Consider the following 20,023-nt stretch of genomic DNA (forward strand, 5'->3'; position numbering starts at 1 on the left):
GAAGCGACCTATACTTTTGTTGTTCTTTTGATTTTATCAAGGAGATCAACATGACCACTCGCTTCCCGCACACCGTTATTCCCCCCTACATTCTCCGTCGCATCATTGACCAGGGCTCTGAAGTCCAGAAGCGCTGCGCGAAACAAACCCTGATGCATGTCCAGACGCTGATGGCACACAGCCACGGTAAACCGAGCGCTCCGCAGGCGAACTCGCCGGGCGAACTGGTGCGCGATATCTATGATGCGCATAACAAAGAGAGCCTGCCGGGTAAGCAGGTGCGTTATGAAGGCCAGCCTTCTAATGGCGATGTCGCCGTCGATGAAGCCTATGACTACCTTGGCGTCACCCACGACTTTTTCTGGAAGGAGTGGAAACGTAACTCGCTGGATAATAAGGGCCTGGTGCTGAGCGGCACGGTACATTACGGCCAGGAGTATCAGAACGCCTTCTGGAACGGTCAGCAGATGGTGTTTGGCGATGGCGACGGTGAAATATTTAACCGTTTCACTATCGCCATTGATGTGGTGGCGCATGAGCTAAGCCACGGTGTGACAGAGTCGGAAGCGGCGCTGATCTACTTTGAACAATCGGGCGCGCTGAACGAGTCCCTGTCGGATGTCTTCGGCTCGCTGGTTAAGCAGTACCACCTCAAGCAAACCGCAGAGCAGGCGGACTGGATTATCGGCGAAGGGCTGTTAGCCGAAGGGATCAACGGCAAAGGGCTGCGCTCAATGTCCGAGCCGGGCACCGCCTACAACGATCCGCTGCTCGGCAAAGATCCGCAGCCCGCGCACATGAAGGACTTTATTAAAACCCGCGAAGATAACGGCGGCGTGCACCTTAACTCCGGTATTCCGAACCGCGCCTTTTATCTTGCGGCCACGGAAATTGGTGGTTATGCGTGGGAAAAAGCGGGCTACGCCTGGTACGATACGGTCTGCGATCGCCAGCTGGCGCAAAACGCCGATTTTGCCGCCTTTGCAAAACTGACGATTCATCACGGCGAAAAACGTTCCGGTAAAGCGGTGGCGGCGGCCATCGAACAGGCGTGGAAAGATGTCGGAGTCTTATAATGAACGAACCCGAACTGACCGACGATGCGGTTGTCGAGCTGGCCCGTGAAGGCGGCGTGGCTTATATCCCGATGCTCGCCGGACGAAGGCGGATTGTTATCGCCCAGTTGACCGACGAGCAGCGTCAGCGGCTGATTGAGATCCTGCACCAGGCATTACCGCTGGCGCAGTCTCCCGGTCAGGCTGACTCACCGGGGCGCGGCGACCAGCGCTTTTATCGCCTGCAGATCACCTGGACCACGCGGCAGACGGATATGCTGCTGTTGATCCCGGAGAGCAAAGCGCCGCCGTCGTTCGTTGAACTGTGGCGCGAAGGCGAAGGCTGTATCTGCAAGCCTTAGCGCAGGGTGAATTCGACTCGTTTTTTGGAAATCAGCCCGTGGCCGTGCTGGCAGAAGTAGTCCACCGCGCCACAGGCTTTTAACACTTCAAGCGGCTGGTGACACTCCGGGCAGGCGGCGTTCACTTCCATATCTTTATCGCACGTAGCGCAGTGCGCCATCGTTCCGGCGAGTTCCAGCTCACCGTGGCAAGTCGGGCAGTTCAGTTGCATAACGCACTCCTCAAAATCGCTGCAGATTGACCTAATGATACACCCTCAGAAACAAAACACCCGCCAGCGGCGGGTGAAGTGAACGGTTACTTACCTTTCTTAAGGTGCTTGATCAGGCGCTTACGCTTACGTAACTGGTTCGGCGTCAAGGTATTGCGCTTATCGGCAAACGGGTTCTCGCCCTCTTTGAACTGGATACGAATCGGGGTACCCATCACTTCCAGCGATTTGCGGAAGTAGTTCATCAGGTAGCGCTTGTAGGAGTCCGGCAGGTCTTTCACCTGGTTGCCGTGGATCACCACAATCGGCGGGTTGTAACCACCGGCGTGGGCGTATTTCAGCTTCACGCGACGGCCACGCACCAGCGGCGGCTGGTGATCTTCTGCCGCCATGTTCATGATGCGGGTCAGCAGCGCAGTGCTGACGCGGCGGGTGGAGCTGTCATAGGCTTCGCGTACGGATTCGAACAAGTTACCGACGCCGCTGCCGTGCAGGGCAGAGATAAAGTGCACGCGCGCAAAGTCGATAAAGCCGAGGCGGTAATCGAGCGTCTCTTTCACCTGCTCTCTCACTTCCTGGCTCAGGCCGTCCCACTTGTTGACGACAATCACCAGCGAGCGGCCGCTGTTCAGGATAAAGCCCAGCAGGGAGAGATCCTGATCGGAGATACCTTCGCGAGCATCAATCACCAGCATCACTACGTTGGCGTCTTCAATCGCCTGCAGGGTTTTGATAACCGAGAACTTCTCGACCACGTCGGTGATTTTGCCGCGCTTACGCACGCCCGCGGTGTCGATCAGGACATATTCGCGCTCATCGCGCTGCATCGGAATGTAGATGCTGTCGCGGGTGGTGCCCGGCATGTCATACACCACGACGCGGTCTTCACCGAGAATGCGGTTAGTGAGCGTTGACTTACCCACGTTCGGACGCCCGACAATCGCCAGCTTGATCGGCAGATCCTGCGGGTTGAAATCGTCTTCCGGCTCTTCGGCTTCACCGTTAGCTGCGGCTTCAAACTTCGCCCAGTACTCCGCCTCTTCATCCACCTCTTCCGGCGGGTTCAGCTCATCCATCCACGGCATCAGCACATGCTCAAGCAGGCTGGTGACGCCGCGTCCGTGTGAGGCGGCAATGGCGTGAATATCGCCAAGGCCGAGGGAGTAGAAGTCAGAAACCGCCTGATCCGGGTCGAGGCCATCGGTTTTGTTGGCGACGAGGAAGGTGGCCTTCTCGCGCGAGCGCAGATGCTTAGCAATAGCGATATCGGCCGGCATCAGCCCGGCGCGAGCATCGACCATAAACAGCACGACGTCAGCTTCTTCAATCGCCAGCAGCGACTGCTCCGCCATACGCGTTTCAACGCCATCTTCGGTGCCATCGATACCGCCGGTATCAATACAGATAAATTCGCGGCCTTCTACTTCAGCACGACCGTACTTACGGTCACGAGTCAGACCCGGAAAATCCGCTACAAGCGCATCACGGGTGCGAGTAAGACGGTTAAATAGCGTGGATTTCCCAACGTTAGGGCGCCCGACAAGCGCGACCACAGGTACCATGTTTAAAGCCTCATTGCAGAAAATTCATTAGCAAAACGTCACGATTTACGCGGCGTTTTAAAAACAGGAAAACGGCTCCTGCAACAGGAGCCGTCTTTCAGATACGACACTCTCAGCGCGCTTAGCGCGTGAGGGCGTACAGCGTGCCGTCTTTCGCCTGGATAAGCAGTTTGCCGCCAGCCACGACCGGCTCGGTCAGGAAGCCGGAACTATCGACTTTCTGCTGGGCAACAAAACGACCATCTTCGACGTTAATCCAGTGGAGATAGCCTTCGCTATCTCCGGTCACAATATAACCATTATAGAGCGCCGGAGAGGTCAGGTTGCGGTGCAGCAGATCGCTCTGCGTCCACAGCGTCACGCCGCCGTCGGTGCTCAGGGCCAGCACGCGATCGTTCTGATCGATGATGTAGATACGGTTGCCATCAATCACAAAATCGCTTACCGAGCCAAGATCGCGTTTCCACATGATCTGGCCGCTGCGCAGATCCAGCGCCGTCATATTACCGTTATACGCCAGCGCGTAAACCACACCATTTACCACTACCGGCGTGGTATCGACGTCGCTCAGGCGATCGATTTCGGTCGGGCCATTCGCCTGGGAGATGCGCTGCTGCCAGATTAACTGGCCCTGCTGCATCAGCACGGCGCTGACGCGTCCGTTATCACCGCCGACAATGGCAGCGCCAAACGCGGTGGTCGGCGCAGATTCACCGCGCAGGGAGAGCGACGGCATATCGAGGTTCACGGTCCATTTCACCGCGCCATCCGCTTCGTTCAGCGCCTGCAACTGACCGTTGCTGGTGTGAATCAGCACCAGACCATCGCTGACTACCGGGCGAGAGAGGGCTTCACCCACCACGCCGGTTTTCCAGGCAACGGAACCATCGCTAGCATTAAGCGCATACACCTGCGCCTGCTCGGTACCGATGTAGACTTTACCGCCGGAAACGGTCACACCGCCGGAGAGCAGCGCGGCGCGGGTGGAGAACCAGCCATCTTTCTCAGCCAGGTTTACCGACCAGATTTCACGGCCATCATCAATGCTGAGCGCTTTCACCACGCCATGACGATCGGCGGCGTAAACCACGCCATCGGCAAAGGCCGGGTGCAGGGTGGAGTAGTACTTGCCGATACCGTTACCGACGGAAGTGCTCCACGACGTTGTCGGCGTGAACTGGTTTTCAACCACCGGCAGCGGCGACATTTTGACAACATCTTCTTCGCTGTTGAAGAGGGAACAGCCGCTCAATAACGTGACGGAAAGCAGCCCTGGCAGTAGTAATTTACGCAATTGCATCGGGTCCCTCTTAGATGGACAAATTATTAATTTTCATCTGCATCATTTCACTCAGCGCAGGAGAAGCATTGTTTTTAATGCCGTTTTCCCATGCGGTGCGCGCACCTTTTTTGTCGCCTTTGCTCAGCAACGCTTCGCCGCGCAGATCCGCAACGATGGCTGACCAGCTTTCGCCTTTCACGGCATCCAGCGTTTTCAGCGCCGCGTCCTGCTGCTTCAGTTGTACCTGAATGCGCGCCAGACGGACATTGATCATCGACTTCAGATTCTCATCGTCGGTCGCGGCCAGGCCCTGCTGCAGCTGTGCAGCGGCTTTTTGCAGATCGTTCTTCTCAACGTAACGCTGTGCCAGCTCAAGGGAGGCCAGCGCACCGTAGCTGTTTTTGTTATCAGCAGCGAATTTTTCCGCTGCGGCATAGGAGTCCTGTTTGCCGGCCTGCAGCGCGCTTATCGCGCTCTCATACGCCTGCGAAATCTCGCGCGCATTGTCCGCCTGATGGCTGTTCCAGAAACGCCAGCCCACCAGCGCGCCGATACCCAGTACTACCCCAACGGCCAGCGCTTTGCCATTGTCGGCAAAGAAGCGCTTAATCGCGTCTACCTGGTCGTTTTCGTTTTCGTAAATTTCCACGCAGTCCTTCTCCTTAACGATAAATCACCGGGGAGATTAGCCCAGTAGTGTGCGCAAATGCGCCGCAACGCTATCCTGCGTTACCGTACTCTGCTCACCAGAGCGTAAATCCTTCACCACAACATTCCCGTCGGCAATTTCAGACTCGCCGAGCACCAGCGCGACGCGAGCGCCCCACTTATCTGCCCGGGCAAACTGCTTCTTAAAGTTGCCGCCGCCGTGGTTCATCATCAGCCGCACGCCAGGCAGCGCATCGCGCACCTGCTCACCCAGCAGCATCGCTGCGGATTGCGTGTTAGCGCCAGAGGCCACCAGGTAAATATCGACAACGGATTCGGCTTTAAATTCCGGATTAACTGCCTGAACCAACAAAACAAGTCGCTCAAGACCCATCGCGAAGCCAACCGCTGGCGTTGCGCGACCGCCGAGTTGCTCAACCAGGCCATCGTAACGGCCACCGGCGCAGACGGTGCCCTGCGCGCCGAGGCTGCTGGTCACCCACTCAAACACGGTGCGGTTGTAGTAATCGAGACCGCGCACCAGGCGCTGGTTGACGGTGTAAGCGATGCCCGCGGCGTCAAGGAAAGCGCAGAGGCCGGCAAAGTGCTCGCGTGAGTCGTCATCAAGATAATCGCCCAGCTTCGGCGCATCGTTCAGCAGCGCCTGAATATCCGGGTTTTTGGTGTCCAGCACGCGCAGCGGGTTGCTGTACATGCGGCGCAGGCAATCTTCGTCGAGCTTATCTTTATGCTGCTCCAGGAACGCCACCAGCGCGTCGCGATAGGTCGCGCGGGCCTCCAGCGAGCCGATGGAGTTAAGCTCAAGCGCAACGTGAGAAGCGATACCCAGCTCGCGCCACCAGCGCGCGGTGAGCATAATCAGCTCGGCGTCGATATCCGGCCCCTGCAGGCCAAACACTTCTACACCCAGCTGATGGAACTGACGGTAGCGCCCTTTCTGCGGACGCTCGTAGCGGAACATCGGCCCGACGTACCACAAGCGCTGTTCCTGATTGTACAGAAGACCATGTTCGATGCCGGCGCGTACGCAGCCCGCGGTACCTTCCGGACGCAGCGTCAGGCTGTCGCCGTTACGGTCGTCGAAGGTATACATCTCTTTTTCAACCACGTCGGTCACTTCGCCGATCGCGCGTTTGAATAACGGGGTCTGCTCTACAATCGGCAAACGGATTTCACTGTAACCGTAGCTGCCGAGCACGTTCTTCAGGCTGCTTTCAATGCGCTGCCAGATGGCGGTCTCGCCAGGCAGATAATCGTTCATGCCGCGAATGGCTTGAATATTTTTTGCCACGTTTATTCTCTTTATTAATACAAAAAATGAACCCTCAGGGCGGCGACAAAAGCGGTCGCGCCGGGCGGGCTCATGATACACGGGATGCCAGCCTTGGCGGCACCCTTATTTTTCTACCTGCATGACGTCGATACGGCGCGTTTCATCCAACATCGCGGCTTTCGCACGAATACGCGCCTCAAGCTGGCTGATCATATCGCCGTTATCGAGGCGATCTTTACGTACGCCATCTTCATACAGGCCGCTTTTCTTATTCCCGCCGGTCACGCCCAGGGTCGAGACCAGCGCTTCGCCCGGCCCGTTCACCACGCAGCCGATAATCGAAACATCCATCGGGGTGATGATATCTTCCAGCCGCTGCTCCAGCGCGTTGACCGTACCAATCACGTCAAACTCCTGACGGGAGCAGGTCGGGCAGGCGATAAAGTTGATGCCACGCGCGCGGATGCGCAGGGATTTGAGGATATCGAAACCGACTTTAATCTCTTCAACCGGATCCGCCGCCAGCGAAATGCGCAGCGTATCGCCAATCCCTTCCGAGAGCAGCAGGCCTAAGCCAATCGCCGATTTCACCGAGCCTGCGCGCGCACCACCCGCTTCGGTGATCCCAAGATGCAGCGGCTGATCGATCTGCTTCGCCAGCAGACGATAGGACTCAACGGCAAGGAACACGTCAGAGGCTTTCACGCTCACTTTGAACTGATCGAAGTTGAGACGATCGAGATGATCCACATGGCGCATGGCCGATTCGAGCAGCGCCTGCGGCGTCGGCTCGCCATACTTCTCCTGCAGATCTTTTTCCAGCGAACCGGCGTTGACGCCGATGCGGATTGGGATGTTTTTATCGCGCGCGCAGTCGACAACGCTGCGAATACGCTCTTCGTTACCGATATTGCCGGGGTTGATGCGCAGGCAATCGACGCCGTACTCGGCGACTTTCAGCGCGATGCGATAGTCAAAGTGGATGTCCGCCACCAGCGGGACACTCACCTGCTGTTTGATAAGCCTGAACGCTTCTGCCGCGTCCATCGTCGGTACCGAGACACGCACGATGTCTGCGCCGACGCGCTCTAATGCTTTGATTTGGTTGACCGTTGCTTCAACATCCGTGGTGCGGGTGTTTGTCATAGACTGCACGGCGATGGGAGCCCCATCGCCGATCGGCACATTACCAACATAAATCCGTTTTGATTTCCGCCGTTGGATCGGCGACTGGTTATGCATGAATGATCTCCCGCGTTGCCCGTCTGTTACTGTGCTGCTGATTGTTCGGCATTGAGGGTCAGACGCGCAACCTGGTTAGTTCTGATAAAACGACTCAGATCGACAGGTTTCCCCTGGAACTGGATCTGGACAGCCGACGGCGCGCCAATTTTCAGTTTATAGGGCGCCTGGCCAGTGAGATTCAGCGTGGCATCTTTACGCTGCATACCGCTAAAGAGTTTCTTACCGGTCGCGTCGCTCACTTCCAGCCAGCAGTCGGCATTAAAGTTCATTACCAGCGCGTTCGCGTCGGCAGATGCGCCCGCTACGCCCGCCTGATCGGTTGGCAGCTGAGAGGCGTTATTGGCGGTAGCAGCAGGCTGCTGGGAAGTGGGTTCAACGTTCGCCTGTGAAGGCGGAACCACGCTGTTCTGGTTAGCGGTCGTGGCAGGTGAGGTGGTTGCAGGTGCCTGCGTGCTGTTGGTCGGGGCCGGGGTTTCAACCGGGGTGGAACCGTTGTCCACCGGGGTTGAGGCAGCCTGGTTATCCAGCGGCACGCTCTGGCCGTTGCTGGCATTAAGCTCGGCGGAGGATTGATCGGCCATGGTGCTGATCTCTTCCTGCTGCGCTTTGTGGTTTTGCCACCACCATGCGCCCGTCAGGCCGACGACCACAAACAGCACCAGCCAGGTGACGCTCATCAGCCAGCCGTCGCGTTTTTTGCGCGGTTTACCCAGCGCAAAGCCCTGCATCGGTGCGACTTTTGCCGCGCGGATCGGCGCTTGTTTCTCAAGAATCGGCAGCAGCTCTTCTTCTGGAATGTGTACCAGGCGAGCATAGGAGCGGATATAACCGCGCACAAAGGTGGATGCCAGATCGGCAGGCGACCTGTCCTCTTCGATATCGCGTACCGTGGAGACCTTCAGGCACAAGCGTTCGGCAACCGCTTGCTGGCTGAGTCCAAGTTGCTCACGAGCATTGCGCAGACGAACGCCCGTGGATTGTGCTTCGTTTTGGTCTTGAGTGGCTTCAGTATTCATTCGCTACAACTACTGGTACGTGAAAAGTAAACACACAGGCGCGCGTAACCGCATAACCTACACACGCCGCGAAAAATCCGGGTCAGTTAAACGTAGACCCACAGTATAAGACTGTCAGGTTCGTGATAACAGGACGGCTTTCAGCACTATTTGCTAAGCCGTTGTTCCAGCATTACATACTGCCTCAAAGTAAGAGGAAACGCACCGTAATTATTAACGGCCTCTATATAAGCAGGCCAAATATTCAACATATTCCAAACCTGCGGCGCCAACTTCGCGCCGCAGTCACGCTTACACCGCTTTAACCGCGATCGGCTCGCCCTGCAGGCGTTTACGCATGGTGCGCTTGGTACGGTCGATGACCTCGCCCGCCAGCTGACCACAGGCGGCATCGATATCGTCGCCACGGGTTTTACGCACAATGGTGGTGAAACCGTAGCTCATCAGCACCTTGCAGAAACGGTCAATACGGCTGTTGGAGCTGCGGCCATACGGCGCGCCCGGGAAGGGGTTCCACGGGATCAGGTTAATCTTGCACGGCGTATCTTTCAGCAATTCGGCCAGCTCATGGGCGTGTTCAGTGCCGTCATTGACGTGATCCAGCATCACATACTCAATGGTCACGCGGCCCTGGTTGGCGTTGGACTTCTCCAGGTAGCGGCGAACCGACCCGAGGAAGGTTTCGATATTGTACTTTTTGTTGATCGGTACAATTTCGTCGCGAATGGCGTCATTCGGCGCATGCAGCGAGATCGCCAGCGCAACGTCAATCATATCGCCGAGTTTATCGAGCGCCGGAACAACGCCGGAGGTAGAGAGCGTCACGCGGCGTTTGGAGAGACCAAAGCCGAAGTCATCCAGCATGATCTCCATCGCCGGCACCACGTTGGTGAGGTTGAGCAGCGGTTCGCCCATGCCCATCATCACCACGTTGGTGATCGGGCGGTTGCCGGTCACACGGGCAGCGCCAATGATTTTCGCGGCGCGCCACACCTGGCCGATAATTTCCGATACGCGCAGGTTGCGGTTGAAGCCCTGCTGCGCCGTGGAGCAGAATTTACACTCCAGCGCACAACCGACCTGGGAGGAGACGCAGAGCGTCGCGCGATCTTCTTCCGGAATATAGACGGTTTCAACGCGCTGATCGCCGACGGCGATAGCCCATTTGATGGTGCCATCAGAAGAGCGTTGCTCCTCGACGACTTCAGGGGCGCGGATCTCCGCAACCTCTTTTAACTTGCCGCGCAGCACTTTGTTGATGTCGGTCATCTCATCAAAGTCGTCGCAGCAGTAGTGATACATCCACTTCATCACCTGGTCGGCGCGAAACGGTTTTTCGCCTAAGTTTTTGAAAAACTCACGCATCTGCTGACGGTTGAGATCCAGCAGATTAATTTTTGCATCTTTGTTTGGAACCGTGAGAGCGTCGCTCTCAGACATGGCAATTTGTTCAGACATATTTTATTCCGGCCTCGTTATTACACGTTGTGGCCCGTGGAGGGTTAAAAAGAAGCGCCCCAGGCAAGCTTCAGCTCATCCTGGGGCGCAACATTGTACAAATTCTGTCGCACAGATACCACGCCTGGACGCGGCATTTACCAATTAAAGTGTAAATCTCTTTACACAGTTAACCGGAAATTAACGGGTGCGCGGGCAAACTTCGCCTTCAGCGAAGAAGTAAGCGATTTCGCGAGCGGCAGATTCAACGGAGTCGGAACCGTGGGTGCCGTTCTCGGTGAAGCTGTCTGCGTAATCTGCGCGCAGAGTACCGGCCAGTGCGTTGTCCGGGTTGGTTGCGCCCAGCAGATCGCGGTGACGCTGAACGGCGTTTTCGCCTTCCAGTACGGAAACCACGATCGGGCCGGAGGTCATGAACTCAACCAGGCCATCAAAGAACGGGCGACCTTCGTGCTCAGCGTAGAAACCGCGCGCCTGCTCAACGGTCAGGTGCAGCATTTTGGTGCCAACGATTTTAAAACCTGCCGCTTCAAAGCGAGAGAAGATGTTACCAATAACGTTTTTTGCCACCGCGTTCGGCTTGATGATGGAAAAAGTACGTTCAATAGCCATGATTACCTCAGTAAGTTGTTCTGTTGCCCTGAATAGGTGTGGCGCGGATTATAAAGAGCAACACCGGTCTTGCCTATGGATTAAGGTAACATTTTTTTAAAATAAGACGAGTTTGAGCAACACCAACACCTGAATGCGCCCTTTCTCACCCTATTGCACCGTAAACTGCACCGCGGCGACCTGCCCCGCCTCATCCATTACCACCAGTTGATAATCGCCGGCTTTATCGAGCTTCAGGCTCAATAGAGTACCGCGCGCCGTCAACGGTTCACCGTTCAAAAACCACCAGCGCCCCCCTTCCCCGCCGCTGCTTTGCAGAGGAAGAATCGCAAAATCCTGGCCGGGTACGCGCTTAATCACCGCCCCTTCGCGCACGCCATTTAACAACAGCGGCGGCGGGGCGTTCTCATCCCGCGGCGGGCAAATGCGGTCCGCAGGCGGTAAGCGCGCGGCGCGACGCTCGCCGGGCGGCAGCCACGGCTCTAGCGGCAGCGGCCAGACGATCCAGTTTTTCTGCTGCGCATCCGGACAATCCGCCGCCACGCGCCGCCCCTGATGGTTCAGCCACAGCGGAAAACTGATGCCGTGCAGCCCTTCCTGCTCCGGCATTAACAGCGTCGGCGGCTGGCTGCCATCAAGTAACCAGGTGGCAAGGCGGCGGCGGCAGTTGCTGTCTCCGGCAGGCAGGCTCTGCCCGCCCGGCCAGCAGATCACCCCGCTGCTCACCGACGCCGGGCGCGGGTCGCGCGGTAAGCGCGCCTGATCCAGCGCAGAGCGCGGTTGCAGCAGATTGTTTACCTGGTTGAGTAGCGGCACGGCGCTGGCAAAACCAAACTGCCCGGCAACCGGCGTGCCGTCCGGGCGGCCGGTCCAGATACCGATCACATACCGGGAGTTGAGGCCGATGGCCCAGGCATCGCGATAGCCGTAGCTGGTGCCGGTTTTCCATGCCAGCGGCACCACCTGCGGCAGCGCGCTGTCCGGCACCGGCTGCGCTTCATTCGCCAGGATTCGGCGGATAATCCACGCCGCGCCCGGCGACATCAGGCGGCGTTCAGCCAGCGGCTCATCGGGCGTCAGCCTTAACTTGCCCGCTTTACCTTCACGGGCAAAAGCGCTGTAGGCGGCAGCGATATCCTCCAGCCGCGCGCCAGCTCCGCCGAGGATCAGCGACAGGTTTGGCTCCGCACCGGCGGGCAGCATTAGCGGCAGCCCGATATTACGCAGATTACCGGCAAACTTTTTCGGCCCGTAAGCCTCCAGCACCTGAACCGCAGGCAGATTGAGCGAGCGTACCAGCGCCTCGTTCATGCTCACCGGGCCATGAAAACCGCTGTCGAAGTTACCGGGGCGATAATCCCCGACGCGCCGCGGCACATCCTGCAGAAGCGATGCGGGGTGGATCAGCCCTTCGTCCAGCGCCAGGCCGTAGATAAAGGGTTTCAGCACCGATCCCGGTGAGCGCACGGCGCTGACCATATCGACATGGCTGAAACGGCTGTCGTCGTTAATATCCACCGACCCCACCCAGCCGCGCACTTTCATATCCGTATGGTCGACCACGATGATCGCCAGCGAACTGCGCATCGGCAGCCGGGATTTGACGCTCAGCGCCAGCTCCTCCAGCTGTCGTTGCAGGCTGGCGTCCAGCGTGGTGGTCACCTTCAGCTTTTTGTTAGCGCCCAGCATGCGGCGGGCAAAGAGCGGGGCCAGCTGCGGCATCTGCCGTGGCGCTAACCACACCGGCTCTTCACGCGACTCTTTCACCTGTGCCACCGGCCACACCTGCTGCGTCACCATGCGATCCAGCACCTTATCGCGCGCTGCCTGCGCGCGCTGTGGCCAGCGGTCCGGGCGTAAACGGCTCGGCGCTTGTGGCAGCACGGCGAGCAGTGCCGCTTCCGCATAGCTCAGCTTTGAGGGCGGTTTGCCGAGATAGGCCCAGCTCGCCGCACCGACACCTTGCAGAGTCCCACCAAAGGGCGCGCGGTTGAGGTAAATGGTCAAAATGTCGCGCTTGGAGAGATGCCACTCCAGCTGCATCGCCCGCCACAGCTGGCGAACTTTGCCGCCAAAGGTGCGCGGATGCGGGTCAAGCAGACGTGCCACCTGCATGGTGAGCGTACTGCCGCCGGAAACCACGCGCCCGTAGCGCAGATCCTGCCAGGCCGCGCGCGCAATTGAGAAGGGGTTAACGCCGGGATGGTCCCAGAACCAGCGATCTTCATACTGGATAAGCGCCTGTAAATAGCGCGGCGAGACCTCTTCAATAGTGACCGGATAGCGCCAGATGCCGTCGGCATCAGCAAAACGCCATAGCGGCGTGCCATCTTCGGCCACGACCACCCGCGCGGGTGACACCTCGTTCAGGGGCAGTGGCCAGATTTTATCGGCGGCGATAATCAGCAGCACGAAGAGAAGAGGCACACCCGCCAGCCAGCGCCAGCGGGTGCGTATCAGAGAGACGATCTTCACGTTATGGCGTGATGATCAACGGGCCGCTGGCCGCGCCGGTTGCCCGCCACTGCGGAACATACATTGATTCCACCTGCGGAGCCGGAACCTGGTAGGTGCCAGGCGTCACTGCACGCGCCAGATAGACCAGCGTGACAGGCTGCCCTTCGCTCACCGGTACGGCGGCGACAAAGCGATCGTCACGGAACTCCATATGCTGAATATCGGCCTGCTGCATGCGGTTGAGCAGCTCCTGCACTTCGCTACCGCTCTCCTGCAGGCTGGCACTGCTGCTGGCCAGGTTCTGGTTTTCCAGCTCCAGACCCGCAGGCAGCAGATCGACCACCAGCGCATCCGGAACGTTCTGGCTGGCCGTCACTTCCAGCCACACCAGCACCAGCTCACCGCTCTTCAGGGAAGAGAGCGGCTTGCTGCGCCCGTCGGTGCCGAGCACGTTGCGTTCGATATGCAGAACTTTGCCCGAAGGCGCCGGAGCCTGCTCTGGGTAGCCTGTAGTATCGAGACGCAGCCACAGCGGTGTGGTGCCGCTGTTAGTCACTTGCAGTGCACCAAGCTGATCCGACTCAAGGTTACGGCTCTGCGCGGTGTTACCGGCCAGCATCGCGGTATCAAGCGAGGTTTGCGCCTGCCAGTTACCGGTGCTGTTTTGCAGGTTGCGGCCTGCCATAAACAGCGCGTTGCTCTCCTGGGTTGAGAGCCAGCGCGGGCTGTATGCCTGCTCGGAGAGCGTAGCCAGCAGGTGCGCCTGCGCATCTGGCAGCAGCTTGTTGTCCTCCAGCAGCGCCAGCATCAGCGCGTTATCACGCAGGTTGCTGCCGTAATCCGCCAGCCAGCGGTTTTCCGCAATGCGATCGGTTTTCAGCGCCAGCGCGATAGCCTGATCGCCGCGCTGGGCATCGCCCATCAGCTTCAGCGCAACGCCAAGCTGCATTAACGGCAGCCCGGCTTTCGCCTGCTCGTGGCGCTGCCAGATTTCACGCAGCGCACCCAGCGGCGCTTTCTGCTGACGCGCCAGCACCAGACCGGCGTAGCTCTGCACGGCAAATTTCGTCGCTGGCAGATCGTCGCTGTAGCGCACCGCCATCGCCGCCGGATCCTGCAGGTAGCGCAGCAAGCGGTTGTTGGCGTTGTTCAGCGCTTCAGCCGGAACGCTGTAGCCCTGCGCCGAGGCGCTGACGAGGAAATCGGTCACGTAGGCGGTCAGCCAGTACTCTTCCGAGCCGCTATTATCCCACAGGGAGAAGCCGCCGTCGTCACGCTGCATCTGCAGCAGACGAGAGATGCCGATATCCACCGCCGCGCGGCGCTGCTCATCGCTCTCGCCTTTGATGCCCAGCGCTTTAAGCTGTGCAGCGTTGGTGTAGAGCGACGGGAAGAGCCCGCTGGCGGTCTGCTCCAGGCAGCCGTAAGGGTAAGCGCGCAGCTCCTGAATATAACGGGCGATATTGAGTGGCGGTTTGCCGCTCAGCAGCAAGCGACCCTGCAGCGTAGCAGGCGAGATGCCCGCCAGATGCTGGCCCGGCACCTGCCAGCTTTCGCCCGGATTGAGCATCGCACCGGTGTTGATGGTCTGCGCGGCGAAAGGGGGGCGTACGCCAATCTTCCACTGCTTCTGCTGCGGCGCGAAGGTTTCGCCCGGCAGCGCAAGGCCGCTGATTTGCGCGGCAATCTCGCCATCGCCGAAGCCATCCAGCGCGCGCACCGGAATAAAGAGCGTGGTGCGTTTACCGGCCCCGAGCGTCACGCTCTGGGTGGCGGCACCTTCAAGTGAGAGCAGACCGCTTGCCGTCAGATCGACATTCAGGGTTTGCGGCTTGTCCGTCAGGTTGCTGAGATCCAGCGTCAGGCGAGAGGTGTCACCGCTGCCGAGGAAGCGTGGCGTGTTCAGCTCGGCAATCACCGGGGCTGCGACTACCACTTTGCTTTCGCTGCTGCCAAAATCGTCTGCCGTCCAGGCCTGCGCCATGACGCGCAGCTCACCATTGAAGTCGCCAATCGGCATCGTCACGGTGCCTTCGCCGTTTTCATCCAGCGTCACCGGCTGCGCCTGCTGGGCAATGATGGTGACGTGGTTAACCGGCGGTTTGCCGCCGCGGTTCATCTCATCACCGTCACCGCCGAAGCGCAGCGCCGCAAGACGACCCTGGCCTTCAATCACCTGGCCGTAGATATCATAGATATCTGCGCCATAGCGTTTCTGGCCGAAGAAGGCCTGCCACGGATCTGGCGTTACGTAATCGGTAATATTCAGCACCCCGCTGTCGACAGCGGAGAGCAGGACGTTAACCTGTTTCGGCGTCGCGCCATCTTTCATCGAGGCTTTAACTTTGACCTTCAGCGGCTGGTTAGGACGCATTTTTTGCGGGGCGTCGAGGGCAATCTCCAGGCGACGGTTCTCATCACCCATCGGTAGATGCAGCAGGCCGACCGCGCGTTTTGGCGTGGCGGATTTCGACTTATCGCCAGGGCGCACCACCAGCGTGCTGATATAGAGATCGTGGCGCTGCCACTTCTGATCGACCGGGATCGAGAGATCCAGCCCGTCAGCCGGGACATCAATCTCCTGCCACCACAGCGGACCTTCGCTGGACTCGATCATCGCATAGCCTTTACCGGCGGCAGGTGCGGTGACGTGCAGCTTAACGGTATCGCCCGCTTTGTAAGAGGGTTTATCGAGCTTCATGGTGACGCGATCCGGGCGTGCCGCACCGGCGCCGTCGCTGTTATCCTGCCAGCTGTAGCCAGCCCAGAAACGCACGCTGCTGACGGTCTCATCCGGGCCTTTGACCTCCAGACGATAGGAGCCCCAGTCCACCGGGAAGGTGACTTTGCCGGTCTCATCGGCTTTCAGCGTCAGGCTCTGCTCGCCTTCCACCAGATCTTTCTGGTTGAACTGCGACTGCCAGCCGTCATTTTCCGACCAGTTCCAGAAGTAGTCGCGGCGCTCGCGGATCAGGCGCACCTGCAGATCGCTGACCGCTTTTTTGTTGCCCTGCGCGTCGGCATAGACAATATCGAACGCGGCGTTACCGCCCTCATCGACAATCGGCTGATTGACGGTGGTGTCGGTGCGGTAGTCATAGACCGCTTTTGAGGCGAACTGCGGGCGAATACCCGGCAGAGCGGGCGCAGGCCAGATTGCCTGCTCCGCGCGGCGGGTCACCGGACGGCCGCCCGATTCGAGCAGGCTGGCCTGCAGAATCACTTCCAGCGGCGAGTGTGAATCCTGCCACTGGCTCGGCGTGGTCACTTCGCCTTTGCCCTCATCATCAAGGGTCAGATGGGTTTCATCGAGGCTGCGGCTCAGGTTCTCTTCGGCGATATCGCCAAACTGGAAACCTGGCAGCGCGGCAACCGCTTCACGCAGCGGGCGCAGGAACAGCTGACCCTGCAGGGCGTTGCCGCTTGCAGGTGCACCGTAGAGATAGTGGCCTTCAATGCTAAACACCACGTCAGCGGCAGGTGCCAGCGGCGTCGGCTGCGGCGTAACATTCAGCGCCATGCGCTCCGGCATAAAGTCTTCGACGTGGAAGCTCCACTCGCGCGACAGGTTGTCGCCGGTATTGGCGCGAACATGCCACATGCCGGTCTGCGCGCTGGCGTCCAGCGCATAAGTGAAGTGATAGAGGCCGTTCTGCGGCTGGCTCACCACCGAGCGAACCACCTGCCCGTCCGGTTTTACCACTTCCAGCTTGACCGGCTGTGCGGCAATCGGCTTGCCGTCGCTGTCGCGCAGCAGGCCGTTGAGGATCACCGTTTCGCCAGGGCGATAGAGATCGCGCGGGCCAAACATAAAGAACTGTTTGCTGTAGCCTGGCTCGCCGGTAATGGCGAACTCAGCGAGATCCAGCGCCGGGAGGTTAAGGTCGAGCAGCGTGGTTTCGCCCTCTTTACGCGCCAGCAGCAACGCGCCCTCTTTATCGGTACTTAACGTGGCGTGACCATCGCTGTCGGTCTTCGCCTGCGCCAGGCTCTGCCCCTTCTCATTGAGCAGCATCACATCGATACCGCCGAGCGCCGCGCCGCTTTCCAGCCCCTGGGTGAAGATATCCAGGCGGTTATGGTAACGGTGCGCAGAGAGGCCAATGTTGCTGAGCGTGAAGAGCGTCGCGGCATTGCTGTAGTTGTAATGCCCCGCCTGGTTCATCACGGCGATATAGACGCCCGCCTGCTGTAGCGGTTTGATGCTGCTCAGCGGCAGCATCAGCTTTTCGCGGGTGTTGCGCGCCGGGTTGAGGTCGAAGCGCCCGGTATAGACCAGATCCGCCATCTTCAGCAGCGTATCGGACTCCCAGTTGGAGAGCGAACTGCGGTACTCCCACTGGCTAATGAATGAGGCCAGCGATTCCGGCTTCACGCGGTAAAAGTTGATGTCGACATTTTCGACGTTGAGCGCCATCACCGGCAGCCCTTCAACCACTTTGCCCGGCAGCAGCGAGCCACGGCTGGCGAAGCCAACGCTGGGCTGAATATCCTGGGTGGTGATCGATTTCTCGAAGCTCTTGCCGAAGGTGGCTTTATTAAGCGCTACCAGCCCGCTCTCCACCGACACCAGCAGTTCGCGGTTCGGCTCAAGGTGGCGCAGGCGCAGCTCTTTCAGGTTCGGTGCCAGTTCCCAGGCACCATCGACTTTGCCGCTCTTCTTATCGACCAGATGCACCACCTGGGCAAAATTCTGATCCGGATCGAGCGGCACCGAGAAGGTCAGCACCAGCGTGGCGCTGCCGTCGAGCTGCACTTCGGACGCATCCAGCAAGTTTAAGGGCTTGCCTTCGCTACGCGCGGCAAGTTCATCGCGTTTGGCTTTATCCGGCATGGCTGCTGCCGCAGGCGTTTGCGCGGCGGATGAGGCGGACGCGGGTTCAGGCGCGCTGGCGCTCTTCGGTTTATCGTTATTGTCACAGCCTGCAAGCGTGAAGGCTGTGAGGAGCGCGAAAGTCAGCGCCGCGTAACGTAGCGGTTTCATTCTGTATCCCTGAGTGATTGACCCGTTGTGAGAGGCGTCGTCATTATCATTCGCAACGGTTAGAAATACAAAATATCTGATGGATTCTGGAAAGCATCTCGCAAAGCGCATTTTTTGCGCGACGCCCGTGATGTTAGGCCGATCACACCCCGTGACGTAACATGTTACGTTGCGCGTCATTTGTTTTTAAAACAATAAGATAGATAGCGACAACACCCGACCGGCTGCTAACGTTATGCGGTCTGTGTCCCTTACTACGCGGTGCTAATAAGCGAGAACACTATGTCCAGAGCCGTGAATGCCCTACAAAATTTTGGTAAGTCCCTTTTTGGCCCGGTGCTCATTTTGCCGATCGTTGGCCTGTTTATTGCCTTCGGTAATATCTTCGGCAATGGCAATCTGGCCGAATACCTTCCCTTTCTTGGTCACCCTCTTATTCAGCATACGGGTCAGTTGATCGCCAAATCCGCCGTTTCGGTGCTCGCCAACCTTGCGCTGGTGTTTGCCGTCGGCATCCCGGTCGGTCTGGCCTCGCGTGATAAAGGCTATGCCGCGCTGATTGGTCTGGTGACCTTTATCGTTTTCATTAATGCCATGAACGTCACGCTGCAATTGCAGGGCGCGCTGGCACCGGCCGATCAGATGAAAGCCGCAGGCCAGGGGATGGTGCTGGGCGTGCAGGTGCTGGAGATGGGCGTTTTCGCCGGGATCCTCACCGGTGCGCTGTCGGGCTATCTCTACGACCGCTACTCCCGCGTGCAGTTTTCCGGCGCGATGGCGATCTACTCCGGGCACTGCTTTGTCGCCATCATTATGTTGCCGGTCTCAATGGTGCTCGGCGTGGTGATGAGCGAACTGTGGCCCTTCGCCCAGCACGGCATCAGCGCGCTGGCGCTGGCGATTAAAGGCGCAGGCCCGTTTGGCGTGGCGGTGTACGGTTTCCTGGAGCGCATTCTGGTGCCGACCGGGCTGCATCATCTGGTCTATACGCCGTTTTTGTATACCGAACTGGGCGGCACGGCTGAAGTGTGCGGCAGCAGCTATCAGGGCGCGCGCAACATCTACTTTGCCGAAATGGCCTGCCCAGGTGTGACCAAACTGAGCAGCACCGTGGTGTGGGATGCGCGCGGCATCAGCAAGATGTTTGGCCTGCCCGCAGCGGCGCTGGCGATGTATGTGACGGCGAAACCGGAGCGCAAAGCCGCGGCAAAAGCGATTTTGATCCCCGCCGCGCTCACCTCGCTGCTGGTTGGCGTCACCGAGCCGATTGAGTTCTCTTTCCTCTTTATCGCCCCGCTGCTGTTCGTGGTGCATGCGGTGCTGACCGGCATCGGCATGATGCTCTTCTCACTCTTCGGCGTTCATGCCATCGGCGCGAACGGCATTATCGACTTCATTCTCTACAACCTGCCGCTCGGCACCGAAAAGTCCAACTGGCCGATGTATCTGCTGGTCGGGTTGATTATGTTCGCCCTCTACTTCGTCACCTTCCGCTTCCTTATTTTGCGCTTCAACATGAAAACGCCGGGACGCGAGGAGGAGAGCGAAGAGACGCGCCTCTACAGCAAACAGGAGTACCAGGCGAAGGGGAATAACGACGCGGTGGGCGAAGCGATTATTAATGGCCTCGGCGGGCGCGAAAATATCGAGGTGGTGGACAACTGCTACACCCGTCTGCGCGTAACGGTAAAAGATGTGGCGGCTATCAATGAGCCGCAACTGAAAGCTACCGGCGCGAAAGGCGTGATTAAACAAGGTAATAACGTTCAGGTGGTCTACGGGCTGCATGTCAAAAAAATGCGAGAAGCTGTTGAGATGTTTCTCTGAAGGAGTCCA

14 protein-coding genes are annotated in these 20,023 nt (G+C 58.8%); 3 read left to right on the forward strand and 11 right to left on the reverse strand.

Translation table 11 applies throughout. The features are described from left to right. The first annotated feature begins 50 nt into the window (after nucleotides 1-50). The gene (locus tag BWI95_RS00265; RefSeq protein WP_023481193.1) at nucleotides 51-1,076 is read left to right on the forward strand and encodes a M4 family metallopeptidase; all 1,026 of its coding nucleotides are present in this window, start codon (nucleotides 51-53) and stop codon (nucleotides 1,074-1,076) included. After that, the gene (locus BWI95_RS00270; RefSeq protein WP_054803496.1) at nucleotides 1,076-1,417 is read left to right on the forward strand and encodes a protealysin inhibitor emfourin; all 342 of its coding nucleotides are present in this window, start codon (nucleotides 1,076-1,078) and stop codon (nucleotides 1,415-1,417) included. Before BWI95_RS00265 ends, BWI95_RS00270 begins: the two co-directional genes overlap by 1 nt. Here the strand turns inward: BWI95_RS00270 and BWI95_RS00275 are convergent. The 11 genes from BWI95_RS00275 to BWI95_RS00325 all read right to left on the reverse strand — a co-directional run bounded on the left by BWI95_RS00275 (nucleotide 1,414) and on the right by BWI95_RS00325 (nucleotide 18,187). Continuing rightward, a complete protein-coding gene (locus BWI95_RS00275) occupies nucleotides 1,414-1,629 on the reverse strand; it encodes a zinc ribbon domain-containing protein (RefSeq protein WP_076768816.1) in 216 nt (71 codons plus the stop codon). The two genes, BWI95_RS00270 and BWI95_RS00275, sit on opposite strands and share 4 nt — an antisense overlap. 86 nt (nucleotides 1,630-1,715) lie before the next feature. Further along, entirely contained in the window at nucleotides 1,716-3,191 is a 1,476-nt protein-coding gene (der, locus tag BWI95_RS00280) for a ribosome biogenesis GTPase Der (RefSeq protein WP_042713912.1), read from the reverse strand. A 121-nt stretch (nucleotides 3,192-3,312) separates the two neighbouring features. Next, the gene (gene bamB, locus BWI95_RS00285; protein ID WP_042713913.1) at nucleotides 3,313-4,491 is read right to left on the reverse strand and encodes an outer membrane protein assembly factor BamB; all 1,179 of its coding nucleotides are present in this window, start codon (nucleotides 4,489-4,491) and stop codon (nucleotides 3,313-3,315) included. A gap of 10 nt (nucleotides 4,492-4,501) precedes the next feature. Next, entirely contained in the window at nucleotides 4,502-5,122 is a 621-nt protein-coding gene (locus tag BWI95_RS00290) for a YfgM family protein (protein ID WP_054803495.1), read from the reverse strand. A 36-nt stretch (nucleotides 5,123-5,158) separates the two neighbouring features. Beyond that, nucleotides 5,159-6,433 carry a histidine--tRNA ligase gene (gene hisS / locus BWI95_RS00295; RefSeq protein ID WP_076768817.1) on the reverse strand — a complete coding sequence of 425 codons (1,275 nt, stop codon included), beginning with the start codon at nucleotides 6,431-6,433 and terminating at the stop codon, nucleotides 5,159-5,161. Nucleotides 6,434-6,538: 105 nt separating this feature from the next. After that, nucleotides 6,539-7,657: a flavodoxin-dependent (E)-4-hydroxy-3-methylbut-2-enyl-diphosphate synthase gene (ispG, locus tag BWI95_RS00300; RefSeq protein ID WP_023481201.1), complete on the reverse strand. Its 1,119-nt coding sequence runs from the start codon at nucleotides 7,655-7,657 to the stop codon at nucleotides 6,539-6,541. Nucleotides 7,658-7,683: 26 nt separating this feature from the next. Then, complete coding sequence (gene rodZ, locus BWI95_RS00305; protein WP_054803493.1) at nucleotides 7,684-8,676, reverse strand: cytoskeleton protein RodZ; 993 nt, start codon at nucleotides 8,674-8,676, stop codon at nucleotides 7,684-7,686. A gap of 291 nt (nucleotides 8,677-8,967) precedes the next feature. Continuing rightward, entirely contained in the window at nucleotides 8,968-10,134 is a 1,167-nt protein-coding gene (rlmN, locus tag BWI95_RS00310) for a dual-specificity RNA methyltransferase RlmN (RefSeq protein WP_023481226.1), read from the reverse strand. A gap of 180 nt (nucleotides 10,135-10,314) precedes the next feature. After that, entirely contained in the window at nucleotides 10,315-10,746 is a 432-nt protein-coding gene (ndk, locus tag BWI95_RS00315; protein WP_023481239.1) for a nucleoside-diphosphate kinase, read from the reverse strand. 150 nt (nucleotides 10,747-10,896) lie between these two features. Continuing rightward, the gene (gene pbpC, locus BWI95_RS00320; RefSeq protein ID WP_054803492.1) at nucleotides 10,897-13,221 is read right to left on the reverse strand and encodes a peptidoglycan glycosyltransferase PbpC; all 2,325 of its coding nucleotides are present in this window, start codon (nucleotides 13,219-13,221) and stop codon (nucleotides 10,897-10,899) included. Between the two features lies 1 nt (nucleotide 13,222). Continuing rightward, nucleotides 13,223-18,187 carry an alpha-2-macroglobulin family protein gene (locus tag BWI95_RS00325; protein WP_076768818.1) on the reverse strand — a complete coding sequence of 1,655 codons (4,965 nt, stop codon included), beginning with the start codon at nucleotides 18,185-18,187 and terminating at the stop codon, nucleotides 13,223-13,225. 282 nt (nucleotides 18,188-18,469) lie between these two features. Here BWI95_RS00325 and BWI95_RS00330 point away from each other — a divergent pair, with 282 nt between their 5' ends. Then, nucleotides 18,470-20,014, forward strand: coding sequence for a PTS transporter subunit EIIC (locus BWI95_RS00330; RefSeq protein ID WP_054803491.1), 1,545 nt, complete (start codon nucleotides 18,470-18,472; stop codon nucleotides 20,012-20,014). Nucleotides 20,015-20,023 lie beyond the last annotated feature (9 nt).

Origin of the sequence: Kosakonia cowanii JCM 10956 = DSM 18146 (assembly GCF_001975225.1) — a bacterium.
GTDB classification, from domain to species: domain Bacteria; phylum Pseudomonadota; class Gammaproteobacteria; order Enterobacterales; family Enterobacteriaceae; genus Kosakonia; species Kosakonia cowanii.